At 54.7% G+C, this 14,255-nt stretch carries 16 protein-coding genes and 1 pseudogene; 12 read left to right on the top strand and 5 right to left on the bottom strand.

Annotation, left to right across the window (positions count from 1 at the left end; genetic code table 11):
* A pseudogene (locus HMPREF1985_RS11850) lies at window positions 1–71 on the bottom strand (helix-turn-helix domain-containing protein); the annotation flags it as partial.
* Between the two features lie 305 nt (window positions 72–376).
* Between HMPREF1985_RS11850 and rpsU the strand changes: the two are divergent.
* The 5 genes from rpsU (at window position 377) to HMPREF1985_RS09740 (ending at window position 3,586) form a co-directional block, all read left to right on the top strand.
* Window positions 377–556: a 30S ribosomal protein S21 gene (gene rpsU / locus HMPREF1985_RS09760; RefSeq protein WP_021772443.1), complete on the top strand. Its 180-nt coding sequence runs from the start codon at window positions 377–379 to the stop codon at window positions 554–556.
* Window positions 557–657: 101 nt separating this feature from the next.
* Window positions 658–1,107 carry a GatB/YqeY domain-containing protein gene (locus tag HMPREF1985_RS09755; protein ID WP_021772442.1) on the top strand — a complete coding sequence of 150 codons (450 nt, stop codon included), beginning with the start codon at window positions 658–660 and terminating at the stop codon, window positions 1,105–1,107.
* 164 nt (window positions 1,108–1,271) lie between these two features.
* Window positions 1,272–1,904 (top strand): NfeD family protein, encoded by a 633-nt coding sequence (locus HMPREF1985_RS09750; RefSeq protein WP_040637609.1) that lies wholly within the window; start codon window positions 1,272–1,274, stop codon window positions 1,902–1,904.
* A gap of 115 nt (window positions 1,905–2,019) precedes the next feature.
* Entirely contained in the window at window positions 2,020–3,084 is a 1,065-nt protein-coding gene (gene recA, locus HMPREF1985_RS09745; RefSeq protein ID WP_051349111.1) for a recombinase RecA, read from the top strand.
* Window positions 3,085–3,172: 88 nt separating this feature from the next.
* The gene (locus HMPREF1985_RS09740) at window positions 3,173–3,586 is read left to right on the top strand and encodes a regulatory protein RecX (protein ID WP_231385196.1); all 414 of its coding nucleotides are present in this window, start codon (window positions 3,173–3,175) and stop codon (window positions 3,584–3,586) included.
* Window positions 3,587–3,688: 102 nt separating this feature from the next.
* Here HMPREF1985_RS09740 and HMPREF1985_RS09735 read toward each other — a convergent pair whose 3' ends face one another.
* The gene (locus HMPREF1985_RS09735) at window positions 3,689–4,405 is read right to left on the bottom strand and encodes a GntR family transcriptional regulator (RefSeq protein ID WP_021772438.1); all 717 of its coding nucleotides are present in this window, start codon (window positions 4,403–4,405) and stop codon (window positions 3,689–3,691) included.
* A 240-nt stretch (window positions 4,406–4,645) separates the two neighbouring features.
* On the opposite strand from HMPREF1985_RS09735, the gene HMPREF1985_RS09730 reads away from it, so the two are divergent.
* The 5 genes from HMPREF1985_RS09730 to HMPREF1985_RS11745 are packed head-to-tail and all read left to right on the top strand — an operon-like array spanning window position 4,646 to window position 8,987.
* Window positions 4,646–5,965: an anaerobic C4-dicarboxylate transporter family protein gene (locus HMPREF1985_RS09730; protein ID WP_196805399.1), complete on the top strand. Its 1,320-nt coding sequence runs from the start codon at window positions 4,646–4,648 to the stop codon at window positions 5,963–5,965.
* 45 nt (window positions 5,966–6,010) lie between these two features.
* Window positions 6,011–6,988 (top strand): SIS domain-containing protein, encoded by a 978-nt coding sequence (locus HMPREF1985_RS09725; protein ID WP_021772436.1) that lies wholly within the window; start codon window positions 6,011–6,013, stop codon window positions 6,986–6,988.
* Between the two features lie 15 nt (window positions 6,989–7,003).
* The gene (locus HMPREF1985_RS09720; protein ID WP_021772435.1) at window positions 7,004–7,873 is read left to right on the top strand and encodes a PfkB family carbohydrate kinase; all 870 of its coding nucleotides are present in this window, start codon (window positions 7,004–7,006) and stop codon (window positions 7,871–7,873) included.
* Window positions 7,874–7,920: 47 nt separating this feature from the next.
* Window positions 7,921–8,415 carry an asparaginase domain-containing protein gene (locus tag HMPREF1985_RS11655; protein WP_021772434.1) on the top strand — a complete coding sequence of 165 codons (495 nt, stop codon included), beginning with the start codon at window positions 7,921–7,923 and terminating at the stop codon, window positions 8,413–8,415.
* A 32-nt stretch (window positions 8,416–8,447) separates the two neighbouring features.
* A complete protein-coding gene (locus tag HMPREF1985_RS11745; protein WP_021772433.1) occupies window positions 8,448–8,987 on the top strand; it encodes an asparaginase domain-containing protein in 540 nt (179 codons plus the stop codon).
* Between the two features lie 106 nt (window positions 8,988–9,093).
* On the opposite strand, the gene HMPREF1985_RS09710 is transcribed toward HMPREF1985_RS11745, so the two are convergent.
* Complete coding sequence (locus tag HMPREF1985_RS09710) at window positions 9,094–10,356, bottom strand: purple acid phosphatase family protein (RefSeq protein ID WP_021772432.1); 1,263 nt, start codon at window positions 10,354–10,356, stop codon at window positions 9,094–9,096.
* Between the two features lie 108 nt (window positions 10,357–10,464).
* Between HMPREF1985_RS09710 and amrA the strand changes: the two genes are divergently transcribed.
* Both amrA and amrS read left to right on the top strand, forming a co-directional pair.
* On the top strand, window positions 10,465–11,862 hold the full coding sequence (amrA, locus tag HMPREF1985_RS09705; RefSeq protein ID WP_021772431.1) for an AmmeMemoRadiSam system protein A: 1,398 nt from the start codon (window positions 10,465–10,467) through the stop codon (window positions 11,860–11,862).
* Window positions 11,855–12,718, top strand: coding sequence for an AmmeMemoRadiSam system radical SAM enzyme (gene amrS / locus HMPREF1985_RS09700; protein WP_021772430.1), 864 nt, complete (start codon window positions 11,855–11,857; stop codon window positions 12,716–12,718). Before amrA ends, amrS begins: the two co-directional genes overlap by 8 nt.
* 3 nt (window positions 12,719–12,721) lie before the next feature.
* On the opposite strand, the gene lexA is transcribed toward amrS, so the two are convergent.
* Entirely contained in the window at window positions 12,722–13,336 is a 615-nt protein-coding gene (gene lexA / locus HMPREF1985_RS09695) for a transcriptional repressor LexA (protein WP_021772429.1), read from the bottom strand.
* A gap of 73 nt (window positions 13,337–13,409) precedes the next feature.
* Window positions 13,410–14,096 (bottom strand): TVP38/TMEM64 family protein, encoded by a 687-nt coding sequence (locus HMPREF1985_RS09690; RefSeq protein WP_081695830.1) that lies wholly within the window; start codon window positions 14,094–14,096, stop codon window positions 13,410–13,412.
* Window positions 14,097–14,255: the final 159 nt, after the last annotated feature.

Raw genomic sequence — 14,255 nt, 5'->3', positions numbered from 1 at the left:
CTAGGAACAAGGGATTCCTTCGTTCCATCGTAACGCTTGCGCCAACGATACACCGTCATGCGAGAGACACGGTACTAGATGGCCGCCCTTGATGGGCCGTGCCGTTCGGCATACCGAACTACGGCTAGACGGAAGGCTGCTTCTTGTGCGATTCTGTTCATGAGAGGCCACTCCTTTGCTTTTTTGATTTTGTTCCTTAAAAGCATACCACAAGGTGCGTCCTCTTTTCATGACGATTTTGTAACACATGTATTGTAAACCTACAAACCCCAAAAAAGAGAGTGGGACGCGTGTTGACAGAGTATGCTTCCTTGCCGTATAATGGTATGGTGTAATGTTAAACACAAACTCCCGAGACGTGGAGGGGGGGAAATAGATGTCAAACGAAATCAAGGTTGGAAAGAACGAATCGATCGACAGTGCTCTCCGCCGCTTCAAGCGTATGTCCCAGAAGGCCGGCACGCTCGCGGAAGTGAGAAAGCGTGAACATTACGAAAAGCCGAGCGTTCGCCGCAAGAAGAAATCTGAGGCAGCTCGCAAGCGTAAGTTCCGTTAAGGGAAGCACGAAATGATTCCCAAGCGCGTGGATTCAAACCGTTCAAGGTACCTGTGAGCCAGTCTCGCAGGTGCCTTGTTTCTTTTGGAGGGGGAATTACGATGTCTTTGAAAGATCAGCTCACAGCCGACATGAAGACGGCGATGAAGGTGCATGACAAGGATCGTCTTGCCGTCATCCGCATGGTGCGCGGCGCCATCCGCCAGGCGGAGATCGATGGCGGACATAAGGCGCTCGGCGACGAGGAAGTCATTGCCGTCATCAGCAAGGAAGTCAAGATGCGCCGCGACTCCGTCGAGGCGTTTGAAAAGGGCGGGCGCAGCGATCTCGTTGCGCAGACGAAGAAGGAAATCGACGTCCTCATGGCATACCTGCCGAAGCAGCTTACGGAAGACGAAGTCCGCGCACTTGTGAAGGAAGCGGTCGAGCAGACGGGCGCGAAGACGCCAAAGGAAATGGGCAAAGTCATGGGCGTTCTCATGCCGAAGGTCAAGGGGCGCGCCGACGGCAAGCTTGTCAACGCGCTCGTGAAGTCTATGTTGCAAGGCTGAGTCCCCATCGCTTGCGTGAAACGCCTTTTTCCGTGCTGCGCTCTTCGCGCACGCGAAGGGAAGGCGTTTTTGTGTGCGCTTTTCGCATCGCAGCGCAAACAGGAAATTTTGGTCAGGCGTGGAATAAGACAATGAGGAATGATTGGGGAAAAGGGGGAGATATTATGACTTTTGTCGATATGCCGATCCTGCAAATGCTCATGCTCGCGATCCTCTTCTTTGCGGTTCTCGTCGAGATCAAGACGGGCGGGCTTGGTGCCGGCATCATGCTCGGGCTTGTCGCGGCAGGCGTCTTTTGGGGAAGCCAGTACGTCAAAGGGCTCGCGAGCCTTTATGAGATCGGGATGTTTCTCGTGGGCATCCTCTGCATCATCGTTGAGCTCCTATCGCCGACGGTCGGGCTCCTCGCGGGGGTCGGCGTTGCTGCGCTGCTTTACAGCGTCGTGCTCTCGCTCGGCGGCGACGTCAATGCGCTCGCAGCGATGCTCATCTCATTCGTCGCCGCGATCCTGGCTTTTTTCCTCATCGTCAACCGCCTGCCTTCGAGCCGCCTTTGGAGCAAGGTCGTACTGCGCGATCAATCGACATCGAGCCGCGGCTACGTGAGCGCCGTGCAGGACGATGCACTCGTCGGTGTCGTCGGCACGGTGCTCACGGAACTTCGTCCGTCTGGCTCAGCGGATCTTGCCGGCCGCCCCGTCGACGTCATCTCCGAGGGAGCGTTCCTCGAAAAGGGCGCGCGCGTCCGCGTCATTTCCGTCAATGGCTCGCGCGTCGTCGTGCGCCGCGAGGGGTAAGGCACAAAGGTTTTTCTTGCAAGAGGAACAAATGTTTTATATAATGGACGTATGAAATGAAAGGTTGAAAGGGGTATTTGGGCAGATGGCAGCAGATAAGGGAATCGGACGACAGATGGATCGCAAGGAGGCGCTCGAGAATGCGCTGCAGCAGATCGAGAAGGACTTCGGCAAAGGATCGATCATGCGCCTTGGCGACGCGCAGGCGAATATGAACATCGAAGTCATACAGACAGGCATCCTGCCACTCGATATTGCGCTCGGCGTCGGCGGCGTGCCGCGCGGCCGCATCATCGAAGTCTACGGGCCCGAGTCGTCGGGCAAGACGACGGTCGCGCTCCACATGATCGCCGAGGCGCAGAAAGCGGGCGGCGTCGCTGCGTTCATCGATGCGGAGCATGCGCTCGATCCCGTCTATGCTGCGAAGCTCGGCGTCAACATCGATGAGCTGCTCATATCCCAGCCCGATACGGGCGAGCAGGCGCTCGACATCGTCGACGCGCTCGTCCGCAGCGGCGCGATCGACATCATCGTCGTCGACTCCGTCGCAGCGCTCGTGCCGAAAGCAGAAATCGAAGGCGAGATGGGCGACAGCCACGTCGGTCTCCACGCGCGCCTCATGAGCCAGGCGATGCGCAAGCTTACGGGCATCATCGCGAAGTCGCGCACCGTCGCCGTATTCATCAATCAGATCCGCGAGAAAGTCGGCGTCATGTTCGGCAGCCCCGAGACGACGACGGGCGGCCGCGCGTTGAAGTTCTACGCATCCGTCCGCCTCGACGTGCGCAAGATCGACACGCTCAAGCAGGGCACGGATGTTATCGGCAACCGCACGCGCATCAAAGTCGTCAAGAACAAGGTCGCGCCGCCGTTCCGCCTCTGCGAGTTCGACATCATGTACGGGGAGGGGGTCTCGCGCCTTTCGAGCCTCATCGATATGGGCGTCGCGCTCGATATCGTCGACAAGAGCGGCGCGTGGTTCTCCTATGGCGGCACACGCCTCGGACAGGGCAAGGAGAACGCGAAGCAGGTGCTCCGCGAGCAGCCTGGGCTCGCCGATGAGATCGAGGCGAAGATCCGCGAGAAGGTACTGAACGTGCCTGCTGAAGAAACGGAGGCGGCGGGAGCTGCGGGAGAGGCACCCGTGGCAGATGCGCCCGCAGCGCCAAATGTGCAGTAAGGCAGGCGAGGAGACGCCGAAGCTCGACGTGAAATGGACGAAAAAGCCCCAAAAGCCCGTGAAGACCGCGCTCGTCGCTGCTGTCGACATGCTCGCGCGCCAATCGTACAGCGTGGCAAAGATCCGCGAGAAGCTCACGCGAAAAGGCTATGAAGAGGAAGCGATACAGGCGGCAATCGACCGCCTTGCAGAAATGCACTATCTCGATGACGTCTCTGCTTGCCAAGGCCAGTTTGCATGCCTCTACAACGAGAGCCGCAGCTCCGTGCGCCAAATCTTCCGCAAGCTCATGCAGCGCGGCTTTCCGAAAGACATCATCCGATCCTGCGTGCCCGCAGACACCTACGAGCGCGAAAAACGCGCCGCCCTGCGCACGCTCGCGCTTAAGTACAAACGCAGCGCCGACAAGCGGAAGATGATGGCAAGCCTCTACCGCAGCGGCTTCCGCACAGACGTTTGCCGCGCCGCCGTCGAGGCGTATGCGGAAGGTGCGGAAGAGTAAAGATTCAGGTTCAAGTTTCCGTTGCAGTCATGAAAAAAGCGTTCCTGTAGCCAAAAGGCTATGGGAATGCTTTTTTCATGCAAAATTTTTTGTATAGGTTTGTTATATTGTCAAGCGGAAACGGTCGCCTAAAATATATTGCCGATTGAACCCAATCGGTAAACGGCTTTCGGCTGATACGAGAGTGCTGCAGATGAGCAGCAGCGGATATCCGTTCGATACGTTTAGATACTGGGAAAGCTCGTAAGTTGCAAAGACAATCTCAATTGTTTTTCGGCTGCAGTCGAATTCGATGTGGTGTTTGGAGCGGATTAGGTCATACATGGATCGATTTGTCAAATCCTCGGAAAGAAGAAAGGAAAAGTCTTCTTTAAAGTGAGAAATCTCAACTGATACGGGGACTTGATCTGCGGAACGTATGCGTTCGATACAAATGATGCGATTATCATCGTTCAGTCCTAAAAATGTTTTATCCATTCCATCGGGGGGTTCAAATACAGATTTGATTGTCTTTGCACCTGCAGCTAATCCCATTGCATGACAAATTTCCGTAAAACTGCTGGCGCCGGATATGGGACGTTGGATTTTCTCATTTGTTACAAACGTGCCTTTTCCGCTTCTTCTTACGATGTAGCCGCTTTTTACGAGACTGTCGAGTGCCTTGCGTATCGTAATGCGGCTAACGTCGTATTGTCGACTCAATTCCAGTTCGGTTGGCAGTTTATCTCCCTTGTGCCATTGATTATGTTCGATTTTTGCTTTTAATGTTTGTTCCAGTTGTTGATACAGTGGTTCAGAGCTGTTTGCATTAAGACACATAATGGTGCTCCTTTCCTGATTGCAAAATATACACTAATCATACCATTCTTTTCGGTATTTTGCACATTTCCGTGTTGCTTGTGCACTTAATAAAGAAGAATGCATTTAAACCTATTTTAATTTATATTGTATTGACTTAAATGTAATATAATGTTATTATGATTATAGATTACAAATAGGCTTCGATATGTCGAAAGGAGAACCATATTTCGAAAAGGGGGAGTAGATGCTATGTTTTGGTTGGAGTTGCTGCTCGTTCTGATTGTGCTGTTTTACGGCGCAAAAATCGGCGATGTTTTTCTTGGCTTGGCTGGCGGGCTTGGCGTGGCAGTCTTAGTGTTCGTATTCCATGTTCAGCCTACTTCGCCGCCTATCGATGTCATGCTGATTATTCTGTCTGTCGTCCTGTCGGCTGCTGCATTGCAGGTTTGCGGCGGACTCGATTTCCTCGTGTCAATTGCGGAACGAATTCTTCGGAAATATCCGCAGCATATCACTGTGCTTGCTCCGCTCGTAACGTATGTTTTCACGTTTCTTGCAGGAACGGGACACGTAATATACAGTCTGTTGCCTGTCATTCAGGAAGTGGCAAAAGGGTACAAGGTGCGACCAGAGCGTCCCATCTCGATTGCGGTTGTTGCATCGCAACAAGCAATCACGGCATCGCCTATTTCCGCTGCGATGGCGGCGATGGTCGGATTTATGGCGCCGCTCGGCGTAAGCATGGGAACGCTGATAATGATTTGTGTGCCCGCTACGCTCATAGGTGTTGTACTAGGTGCGCTTTCCGTTTATCGGAAGGGAGTCGAATTGGAAGATGATCCGATCTATCAAGCGCGTGTCGTAGAAGGCCTCGTAAAGGCGGTGAATGCATCATCAAGAGCGGAGAAGAAAGTTTTTGGAATAAATGCAAAGCGCTCGGTCGTATTGTTCCTCCTTGGCACCGTATTGGTCGTATTGATGGGGACGTTTCCAGAGCTTCGGCCTGCCTTCGCAGACAGCAATGGCGCGGTGAAGACTATTTCTATGTCGCAGACCATACAGATTCTCATGCTCTCTCTTTCCGCAATCATTGTCCTTGCGTGCAAGCCGAAGGCAGGGGAAATCCTGCAGAGCTCCGTATTTCGTTCAGGTGCACTCGCTGTAATCTGCGCCTTTGGGCTTTGCTGGATGAGTGATACGTTTGTAAACGGGCAGATGAGCTTCATCAAGGAAAATGTTTCCATGTATATGACGGACAATGTATTTGTCCTGCCTGTTATGATGTTCATCGTATCGGCGTTGATAACAAGCCAAGCCGCGACGACGTTGATTCTGATTCCATTGGCACTTGCCTTTGGGATGCCTGCTTACCTGCTGATTGGCGCATGGCCAGCTGTGAACGGTTATTTCTTTTTTCCGGTCGCGGGGCAATGTATTGCCGGTTTGTCCTTTGATGACACGAAAACGACACATATCGGCAAATTCGTTTTGAATCACAGCTATATGCGCCCCGGTCTGATTAATGTCGTTGTTTCGGTCATCATGGCAACGCTGATTGGGAAAATGGTTCTTGGATGAGTTTTTCCGCATTGTGTTTAGTCGCTTTTTATAGGAGGTTTTATTATGCAGAATGCGAAGGATGTTATTGCGAAGATTATTAAGGAGAAGGAAGAAGTCGGCGGCGTGAAGCAGCTTTATTTCATTGGCTGCGGCGGATCCTATGCGGCCTTTTATCCAGCGAAGTCGTTCATGGAAAAAGAGGCAAAGACCATTAGGACAGCACTATACAGCAGCAATGAATTCGTCCATAGCCTGCCGAATGCACTCGGGGAGAATTCAATTGTCGCGGTTGTCTCGCATAAGGGAAATACACCTGAGTCGATTGAGGCGGCACGCGTCGCACGGGAAGCAGGCGCAACGGTCATCGGCTTAACATGGTTGCTTGATTCGGAGTTGACACGTCATTGTGATTATGTATTGACGTATACGTTTGGCGATGATAAGGATATTGCAGGGGAAAAGACGATTGCCGGGCTTCTTATTGCAGTCGAAACGCTGCAGCAGACGGAAGGCTATTCGAACTATGAAGCCTTCATGGACGGCGTATCAAAGATTGATCACATTGTAAAAAAGGCGTGTGTGCAGGTTGCCAAGCGGGCACAGGTATTTGCCGATTCGCATAAGGACGATACGGTCATTTATACGATGGGAAGCGGTGCGAGCTGGGGGTCTGCTTATTTGGAGAGCATTTGTATTTTCATGGAAATGCAGTGGATCAATTCGGCATGTATCCATTCGGGCGAATTCTTTCATGGCCCGTTTGAAATCACGGACAGGGAAATCCCCTTTGTGGTGCAGGTTGCGGAAGGCTCGACGCGTGCCCTCGACGAACGTGCATTGAAATTCCTTCATACCTATGGAAAGCGTGTGGAAGTGTTGGATGCGAAAGAGATGGGGCTTTCTACTATTGATGCCTCGGTCGTCGATTATTTCAATCATTCCCTGTTTAATAATGTCTATCCTGTCTACAATAAGGCACTTGCCGAGGTGCGTCAGCACCCGCTTACGACACGTCGCTATATGTGGAAGGTAGCGTACTGACATGGAGTACGGAGTATGGAAACGATTTCAATATTGGCGATTGGGGACAATGTGGCAGATAAATATTTATCGCGTGGCATGATGTACCCTGGTGGACAAAGTTTCAATACGGCAGTTTATACCAAGATGAACCACATGGACAGTGCCTATTTAGGAAAATTTGGTTCAGATGCAGTAGCGCATCACAACTGTGATGTGTTGGACGAACTGGGAATAGACTATAGCCATTCGCGGTTTTTTGAGGGCGAAAACGGATATGCAAAAGTCACATTGCAGGGAAATGAACGCGTGTTTCTAGGATCCAATAAAGGAGGGATTGCAAAAGAGAACCCGTATGCCTTTCAGGACAATGATTTTGCTTACATGAAATGTTTTTCCCTGCTTTATACGAACCTCAACAGTTACATCGAAGACGATCTGCCGCTTTTGCACAAGACGGGTGTTCCCCTTGTATATGATTTCTCGACGAGATGGAATGACGATGTGCTGCGCGCGATTGCCCCGTTCCTGACAGTGGGCGTGCTGTCCTGCGCAAATCTCAAGGAGGAAGAACGAACGCAGGAGATGATGAAACTGGCAAATCTTGGCGTCGCGATTGTGGTTGGCACTGTCGGAGAAGCAGGGTCGCATATCCTCTATCATGGGGATTGGTATTACCAGCCATCTGTGCGAGCAGAATATGTGAAGGATACGATGGGTGCAGGCGATTCCTATCTGTCAGCGCTTTTGGCCTCGCTCCTGCGCGATACAAATGGCAAGTTCATTGCAGGTTCCGTCTCAGAGATGGCCATGCACATTCGAAAAGCGATGCGAGCCGGGGCAACATTTGCAGCAAAAGTCTGTGGGATGGAAGGTGCATTTGGACATGGGATACCGCTCATTTGAATGTGGGCAGAACATATAGAGATATCAGAAGAGAGAGGCGATTGTACATGAGGCGAAACGCATTTGGATTGTTTGCTATGGTAGCATGGCTTACATGCTCGTTTTCCCCCGCTGCATCAGCGGAAGAGCTTCCTGCAATTGAAATATTAGCGACGGGCGGCACGATTGCAGGGACAGCTGCATCGGATACGCAAATGACGGGGTATAAAGCAGGCGCGTTGGGGATCGATACACTTTTACAGGCCGTTCCTGCGATTCATGACATAGCGGTTGTGCATGGGGAACAGATTGCGAATACGGGCAGCGAGAGCATGACGACGGATATTTGGCTAAAGCTAGCAACGCGCTGCAATGCGCTTCTCGCCAATCCGAATATCAAAGGAATCGTTATTACGCATGGGACCGATACACTGGAAGAAACAGCGTATTTCTTAAATCTTGTCGTGAAAAGTGACAAGCCTGTTGTATTGGTTGGCGCGATGCGCCCGGCCACGGCAATCAGTGCCGATGGTCCAGTGACCTGCTCAATGCTGTCAAGCTAGCTGCTTCGCCAAAAGCAGTTGGAAAAGGTGTTTTGGTCGCATTGAACGATGAAATCAATGGCGCGCGAGACGTGACAAAGACTTCGACAGAAAATGTTGCGACGTTCAAATCACCGGAGCTTGGGCTTTTGGGTTACTTTGCAAACGGCGAGCCATACTTCTATAAAGAGACGACGCGTTGCCATACGAAGCACACGGAGTTCGATGTATCCGGCTTGACGGAGTTGCCCCGCGTGGATATCATCTATACTCATGTAAACGATGATCGCCATTTGATCGACGCCGCTGTGCATCAAGGTGCCAAGGGAATTGTTTATGCAGGAAGCGGCATGGGTAGTATTCATAAAGATGCAGAGCCCGGCCTGATCGATGCGCAGAAAGCAGGCGTTGTTATTGTTCGGAGCTCACGCGTCGGCAATGGCATGGTTGTTGCGAGTTCAGCAGAATGGACAGCAGAGCATTTTCTGAACGGTGATACGCTCAATCCGCAAAAGGCGCGTATTCTACTGCAGCTTGCGCTTACCAAGACACAGGATCTTGATGAAATCCAACGGATGTTTGACACGTATTGAGATGTTCAAGCCGTAGTTAGAATTATAACCTACAAAACAGCGTGACCGCATGATACCATGTCATGCGGTCACACTGTTTTTTGCTTCATGCAATATGTTTCACTGTTCACCGAGATTGTTCCAAATTCACGCGGTCGATTATTGTGCCGTTTTCCTGACGGCATGTCACGGCGAGCTTCCTGGAATCGACATCCAGCACGAGGTAGTTGCGGAAGTCCGATGCATTGTCTTGGCGCATCGCATGGCGGTCGTACATGGTATCGGGCGGCACGTGGTAGCGTTGGTCGCCCGCAGGCCCGGACATGATGTAGAAGGGCCCATGATTGGCGGGCTTTTTTGCGAAGATATGGCCGCGATTGCGGTAGGTGTGCATGTGCCCCGTGAGCACGAGGTCAATGCCGAGCGCATCGAATGCCGCCATGAAGGCATTGCCGACGTCGCTGATGCCGCCATCGTGCCCCGTGCCGGGCTGCCATTCGTCATAGGCGAGCACGTCCTTGTGCATGAGCACGATCTTCCACGTTTTTTGGCTCGCCCTGCAGTCCGCCTTGAGCCAAACGAGCTGCTCTGCATGCAGCCCGGGCCGAAGGCCGTCGAGCTCTTGGAACTGCGTGTTGAGGACGATGAAGTGCGCGGCGCCGCAGTCAAACGAGTAGTAGTAACGCGGGAAGCGGGTACTGCCGTTTTCCGGAACGGCAAACGCACTGCAATAGCCTTTTGGCAACGTATTGTTCCAGTCCGCACCGTAGCATTCGTGGTTGCCCATGACGGGAGCAAACGGTGTGCGGCTCGCGTAGGGGGAGAGGACGTCAAGGAAGTTCGTCCAGTAGGAAGCGAGTTCGCCGTTGTCGACGAGATCCCCGTCGATCGCGAAAAATGCGGCGCTTGGATGGCGCTGCATCGTCACATCGAGGAAATTTTGCAGGATGGAGAAATCGGAACACTGACTGTCGGCGTAGATGAGCGCCGAAAACGGCGCATCATCGCCTGCTTCCGTCGTGAGCGGCAGCCAGTCCGTCTGCTCCATATCCATGCGGATGCGATAGGCGTAAGACGTGTGTGGCGTCAAATCGCCTACCGTCGTGTGATAGTGGTAAAGCCCTTCGCCTCCAGGAAGGTCGAGCCATTCGTAGGCGGCGTCGAAGGAGCGGACCGCATCGCCGCGCCTTAGCTCGACGCGCGCCGTTGCGGGAAGCTCTGGCGCATCCCACAGGATCGTGCGGCTCCTCGCGATGTCTTTGGTGATGATTTGGCGCGGTGTGCGGATCGCCGTTCCGGACGCAGCGGCCGCCTGCACGGGGAGAAGGTGTGCAAAGCCGAGAGCGGCAAGCGTCTTTCCGCAAAGACGCAAAAAATAACGTCGGTTCATGGAGCTTCCTCATAGCATTTCAAAGAAGGATTTTTCTGTCTTTTATCGTACTTATCCCAATAGGAGTCAGACGCGCCCGTTGCTTGCGGGCATAGGGGAGGGATAAAAATGGCAATTTTAGCTGCGGCGGCTGTCCCGCACCCGCCGATCATTCTGTCTGCCATCGGCAGGGGCGAGGAGAAGCGAATCCAAAAGACGATTGACGCCTATCGCGAGACCATGCGGCGCATCGCGGCGCTTCGCCCCGATACGGCCATCATCACGAGCCCGCATTCCATCCTGTATCAGGATTACTTTCACATCTCGCCGGGCGAGCGGGCAGCGGGCGATTTCTCACAGTTCCAGCACGGCGAGATCCGCATCGAAGCGGAGTACGATGCGCCGTTTGCAAAAGCGCTCGCGGCTCGCTGCGCAAGGGAGGATTTCCCTGCGGGATTCCTCGGCGAGCGGCAGGCTGCGCTCGACCATGGCACGATGATCCCGCTCGCGTTCTTGCAGGAGGCACTGGAAGAGGCGGAGCTTTCCGTCCGCGTCGTGCGCATCGGTCTTTCCGGCCTTTCGGCAGGCATGCATTACCGGTTTGGACAGTATATCAAGGAGTGTGCCGATCAGATCGGCCGGCGCGCCGTCTTCATCGCGAGCGGCGACCTCTCGCATAAGCTTCTTGCACAAGGCCCGTACGGCTTTGCTAAGGAAGGACCCGTCTTCGATGCACTCGCCTGCGAATCGCTCGGCAAGGGCGATTTCCTGCGCTTGCTCACGGTCGCCCCAGCGCTTGCCGATGGAGCGGCGGAGTGCGGGCTGCGCTCATTTTGGGTCATGACGGGCGCGCTCGACCGACGCGCGGTGGAGGCAGAGCTCCTGTCATACGAAGGACCGTTCGGCGTCGGCTACGGCGTCGCGTATCTGAAAGCGGGCGCGGCAGACGAGGCGCGCAATATCGGCGAGCAGCTCGCCGCGCATGAGGCGAAACGCCTTTCGGCAATCCGGGCTAAAGAGGATGCGCTCGTCCGTCTCGCGCGCCTAAGCCTCGAAACGTATGCCAAAAGCCACGTGATGGTTTCGCCTCCGGACGATTTGCCGCAGGAGCTTATGGAGCGCCGCGCGGGCGCGTTTGTCTCCATCCATAAGGACGGGAAGCTGCGCGGCTGTATCGGCACGATCCTGCCGACGCGCGGCAGCCTCGCAGAGGAGATCATTCATAACGCCGTTTCGGCTGGCATGAACGATCCGCGCTTCGAGGCGGTAAAGCCAAAAGAGCTGCCGGATCTCGTTTATGATGTCGATGTGCTAGCAGAGCCTGAGCCAATCGACTCCGCTGGGGAACTCGATGTGCGCCGCTACGGCGTCATCGTGCAGAGCGGCGACCGGCGCGGGCTGCTGCTCCCTGATCTGGCAGGCGTCGATACGGTCGAGGAGCAGGTGCGGATCGCGCGGCGCAAAGGGAATATCGGCGCGCGTGAAAAGGTGCAGCTCTGGCGGTTCGAGGTCGAGCGCCATGTCTGATCCGGCTGCAACAATCGCCGTATGTCCGATATGCCCGCATCACTGCCGTCTGAAGGAAGGGGAGGCCGGCTTCTGCCGCGCGCGGGCAAATCAGGGCGGTACGGTTCGCTCGCTGAGCTACGGCAAGCTGACGTCCGCTGCGCTCGACCCCATCGAGAAAAAGCCGCTCTATCACTTCCGCCCCGGAAGCGTGATCTTCTCCGTCGGCACGTTCGGCTGCAATCTCCGCTGCCCCTTCTGCCAAAACTACACGATCTCGCAGGCGGGGGCAGACGGATTTTCAGGCTCGCCGCTCGCGATGGAAAAGGCGCGTCCCGAAGACGTCGTGCGTGCGGCATCCCGTCTCGCGCGAGAGGCGGGCAATATCGGCGTCGCGTTCACGTACAACGAGCCGCTCGTCGGATTCGAGTTCGTCCGCGACACGGCAAGCCTGCTGAGGGAAGCGGAGCTCGCCGTCGTGCTCGTGACGAACGGGCAGATCGAAAGCGGGTTGTGGGAACGGCTTCTGCCGCTTGTCGACGCGGCAAATATCGATCTCAAGGGATTCACGCAGGATTTTTACGACTGGATCGGCGGCGATCTCGAAACGACGAAGGAAGCGATCCGCCTAGCCGCCGTGCGCGGCGTCCACGTCGAAGTCACGACGCTCGTCATCCCCACGAAAAACGACTCGCGTGAGGAGATGGACGCCGAAGGTGCATGGCTCGCTTCGATAAGCCCCGAAATCCCCCTGCACCTCTCGCGCTACTTCCCATGCTATCGGACGGAAATCCCCGGCACGCCGGTCGAAACGCTGCAGGGGCTGAGGGCGGTGGCGCAAAAGCATTTGCGTCGCGTGCATTTGGGAAATGTATAGAAGCTACATCTTCCGATAGATTCCGATGACGAGGCCGAGTATCGAGACGTCCTTCTCGTAGAATGGCTCCATCGCATCGTTTTCCGGCTGAAGGCGGATGCAGTCCTTTTCGCGGAAGAAGCGCTTGACGGTCGCGCTTTCGTTATCGATGAGCGCGACGACGATATCGCCGTCCTTGGCGGCGTCCTGCTGCTTGACCATGACGTAGTCGCCGTCGCAGATGCCCGCCTTGATCATGCTCTCGCCCTTGACGCGCAGCATGAAGGCCTTTTCCTGCGTGCCGAGAAGCCCCTGCGGGAAGGAAAAGACGTCCTGCACATTCTCTTCGGCGAGGATCGGCGTGCCTGCCGTGACCGTGCCGACGAGCGGAACGCTGACGTTGCGCCCCCATGGGTTTTCATCGAGGACGTCGATGGCGCGCGGCTTTGCGGGATCGCGCTTTATGAGACCGCTTGCCTCAAGGCGCGCGAGGTAGCCGTGGACGGTCGAGCTCGACTTGAGCCCGATCGCCTGCCCGATCTCGCGGACGGAGGGCGGATAGCCCTTTTCCCGCAGACACGTTTTGATGTATTCGTAAATTTCTTTCTGCCGATCGTCTGCTGTATGCGTTCTGCGCATGTCGCTGCCTCCTTCGTTCGGTAAACGTACGTTTGCTTATAGTATACCATGGGCGTCGCGAATAGGAAACGCTTTATTTTTCGATTTTTTCGGCTGCTTTTGCGGCGCAGCGCTCGTACATCCATGCGCCCGCGATGAGAAGGACGGCGAGAACGCAGACGACGATGAGGCGCGTCGGCTCGTCCTGCTTTGTGATGGTATCGTGTCCGATGATGGCTTCGATGCCCGTCGAGGGGAATTTGCCGATAAAGGAAGCGATGACGTAGTCGCGCAGGGAGAGTGCAGAGAGTGCGCCAAGGGCATTCAGAATCCCCGATGGGAAGTAGGGCACCATGCGCGCGATGAGCATGACGACGAAGCCGCGCCTGCCGCTGTACTTATCGAGATTCGAGAGGGTCTTCGATTTCACGATGACCGTTTTCGCTGCATCGCGAAAGAAGAAGCGCAGCAGCAGGAAGCTGATCGTCACGCCGACCGTTTCGGCGACGCAGGAAAGGAAGATGCCCGGCGCGATGCCGAAGATGAGCGTGTTCGCCGTCGAGAAGATGATCGCGGGCGGAAACCCGATCGCGTTGACGAAGAGCGTGAGGAGAAAACTGAACAGGACTGCCCATGCGCCAAAGCTCTCGATGTAGGCGGCTGTCTCCCGAATATCGCCGCGTGCGAGCATGCCGAAAAGCTGGGGGAGAAGCGCAGGATTTGCGAGGTGAATGATGAGAAAGAGAAGGGCGATGAGAAGCGCTGCGAGGATCTTTATCATGCCCATGGATTTCGGGATCCGCAAGGAAAAAATCTCCTTTCCAAGGTGAGACGGCGGATAAATTCGGGATTCCTTCAGAAAGATGCTTTATTTATCATTCAGCATTATATCATTTAGCGCATGGAGAATCTATGAAGTGCATGGATTCTCCATGAATTG

Source organism: Mitsuokella sp. oral taxon 131 str. W9106 (assembly GCF_000469545.1).
GTDB lineage: Bacteria > Bacillota > Negativicutes > Selenomonadales > Selenomonadaceae > AWVT01.
Note: the sequence above shows the minus strand (reverse complement) of the source record. Positions and strands in the feature narration are given on the sequence as shown.

Excerpts from the sequence above, each read along its gene's own strand:
- rpsU (WP_021772443.1), top strand. The coding sequence starts at position 377 with ATGTCAAACGAAATCAAGGTTGGAAAGAACGAATCGATCGACAGTGCT.
- HMPREF1985_RS09755 (WP_021772442.1), top strand. The coding sequence starts at position 658 with ATGTCTTTGAAAGATCAGCTCACAGCCGACATGAAGACGGCGATGAAG.
- HMPREF1985_RS09750 (WP_040637609.1), top strand. The coding sequence starts at position 1,272 with ATGACTTTTGTCGATATGCCGATCCTGCAAATGCTCATGCTCGCGATC.
- recA (WP_051349111.1), top strand. The coding sequence starts at position 2,020 with ATGGATCGCAAGGAGGCGCTCGAGAATGCGCTGCAGCAGATCGAGAAG.
- HMPREF1985_RS09740 (WP_231385196.1), top strand. The coding sequence starts at position 3,173 with ATGCTCGCGCGCCAATCGTACAGCGTGGCAAAGATCCGCGAGAAGCTC.
- HMPREF1985_RS09735 (WP_021772438.1), bottom strand. The coding sequence starts at position 4,405 with ATGTGTCTTAATGCAAACAGCTCTGAACCACTGTATCAACAACTGGAA.
- HMPREF1985_RS09725 (WP_021772436.1), top strand. The coding sequence starts at position 6,011 with ATGCAGAATGCGAAGGATGTTATTGCGAAGATTATTAAGGAGAAGGAA.
- HMPREF1985_RS09720 (WP_021772435.1), top strand. The coding sequence starts at position 7,004 with ATGGAAACGATTTCAATATTGGCGATTGGGGACAATGTGGCAGATAAA.
- HMPREF1985_RS11655 (WP_021772434.1), top strand. The coding sequence starts at position 7,921 with ATGAGGCGAAACGCATTTGGATTGTTTGCTATGGTAGCATGGCTTACA.
- HMPREF1985_RS09710 (WP_021772432.1), bottom strand. The coding sequence starts at position 10,356 with ATGAACCGACGTTATTTTTTGCGTCTTTGCGGAAAGACGCTTGCCGCT.
- amrA (WP_021772431.1), top strand. The coding sequence starts at position 10,465 with ATGGCAATTTTAGCTGCGGCGGCTGTCCCGCACCCGCCGATCATTCTG.
- amrS (WP_021772430.1), top strand. The coding sequence starts at position 11,855 with ATGTCTGATCCGGCTGCAACAATCGCCGTATGTCCGATATGCCCGCAT.
- lexA (WP_021772429.1), bottom strand. The coding sequence starts at position 13,336 with ATGCGCAGAACGCATACAGCAGACGATCGGCAGAAAGAAATTTACGAA.
- HMPREF1985_RS09690 (WP_081695830.1), bottom strand. The coding sequence starts at position 14,096 with ATGATAAAGATCCTCGCAGCGCTTCTCATCGCCCTTCTCTTTCTCATC.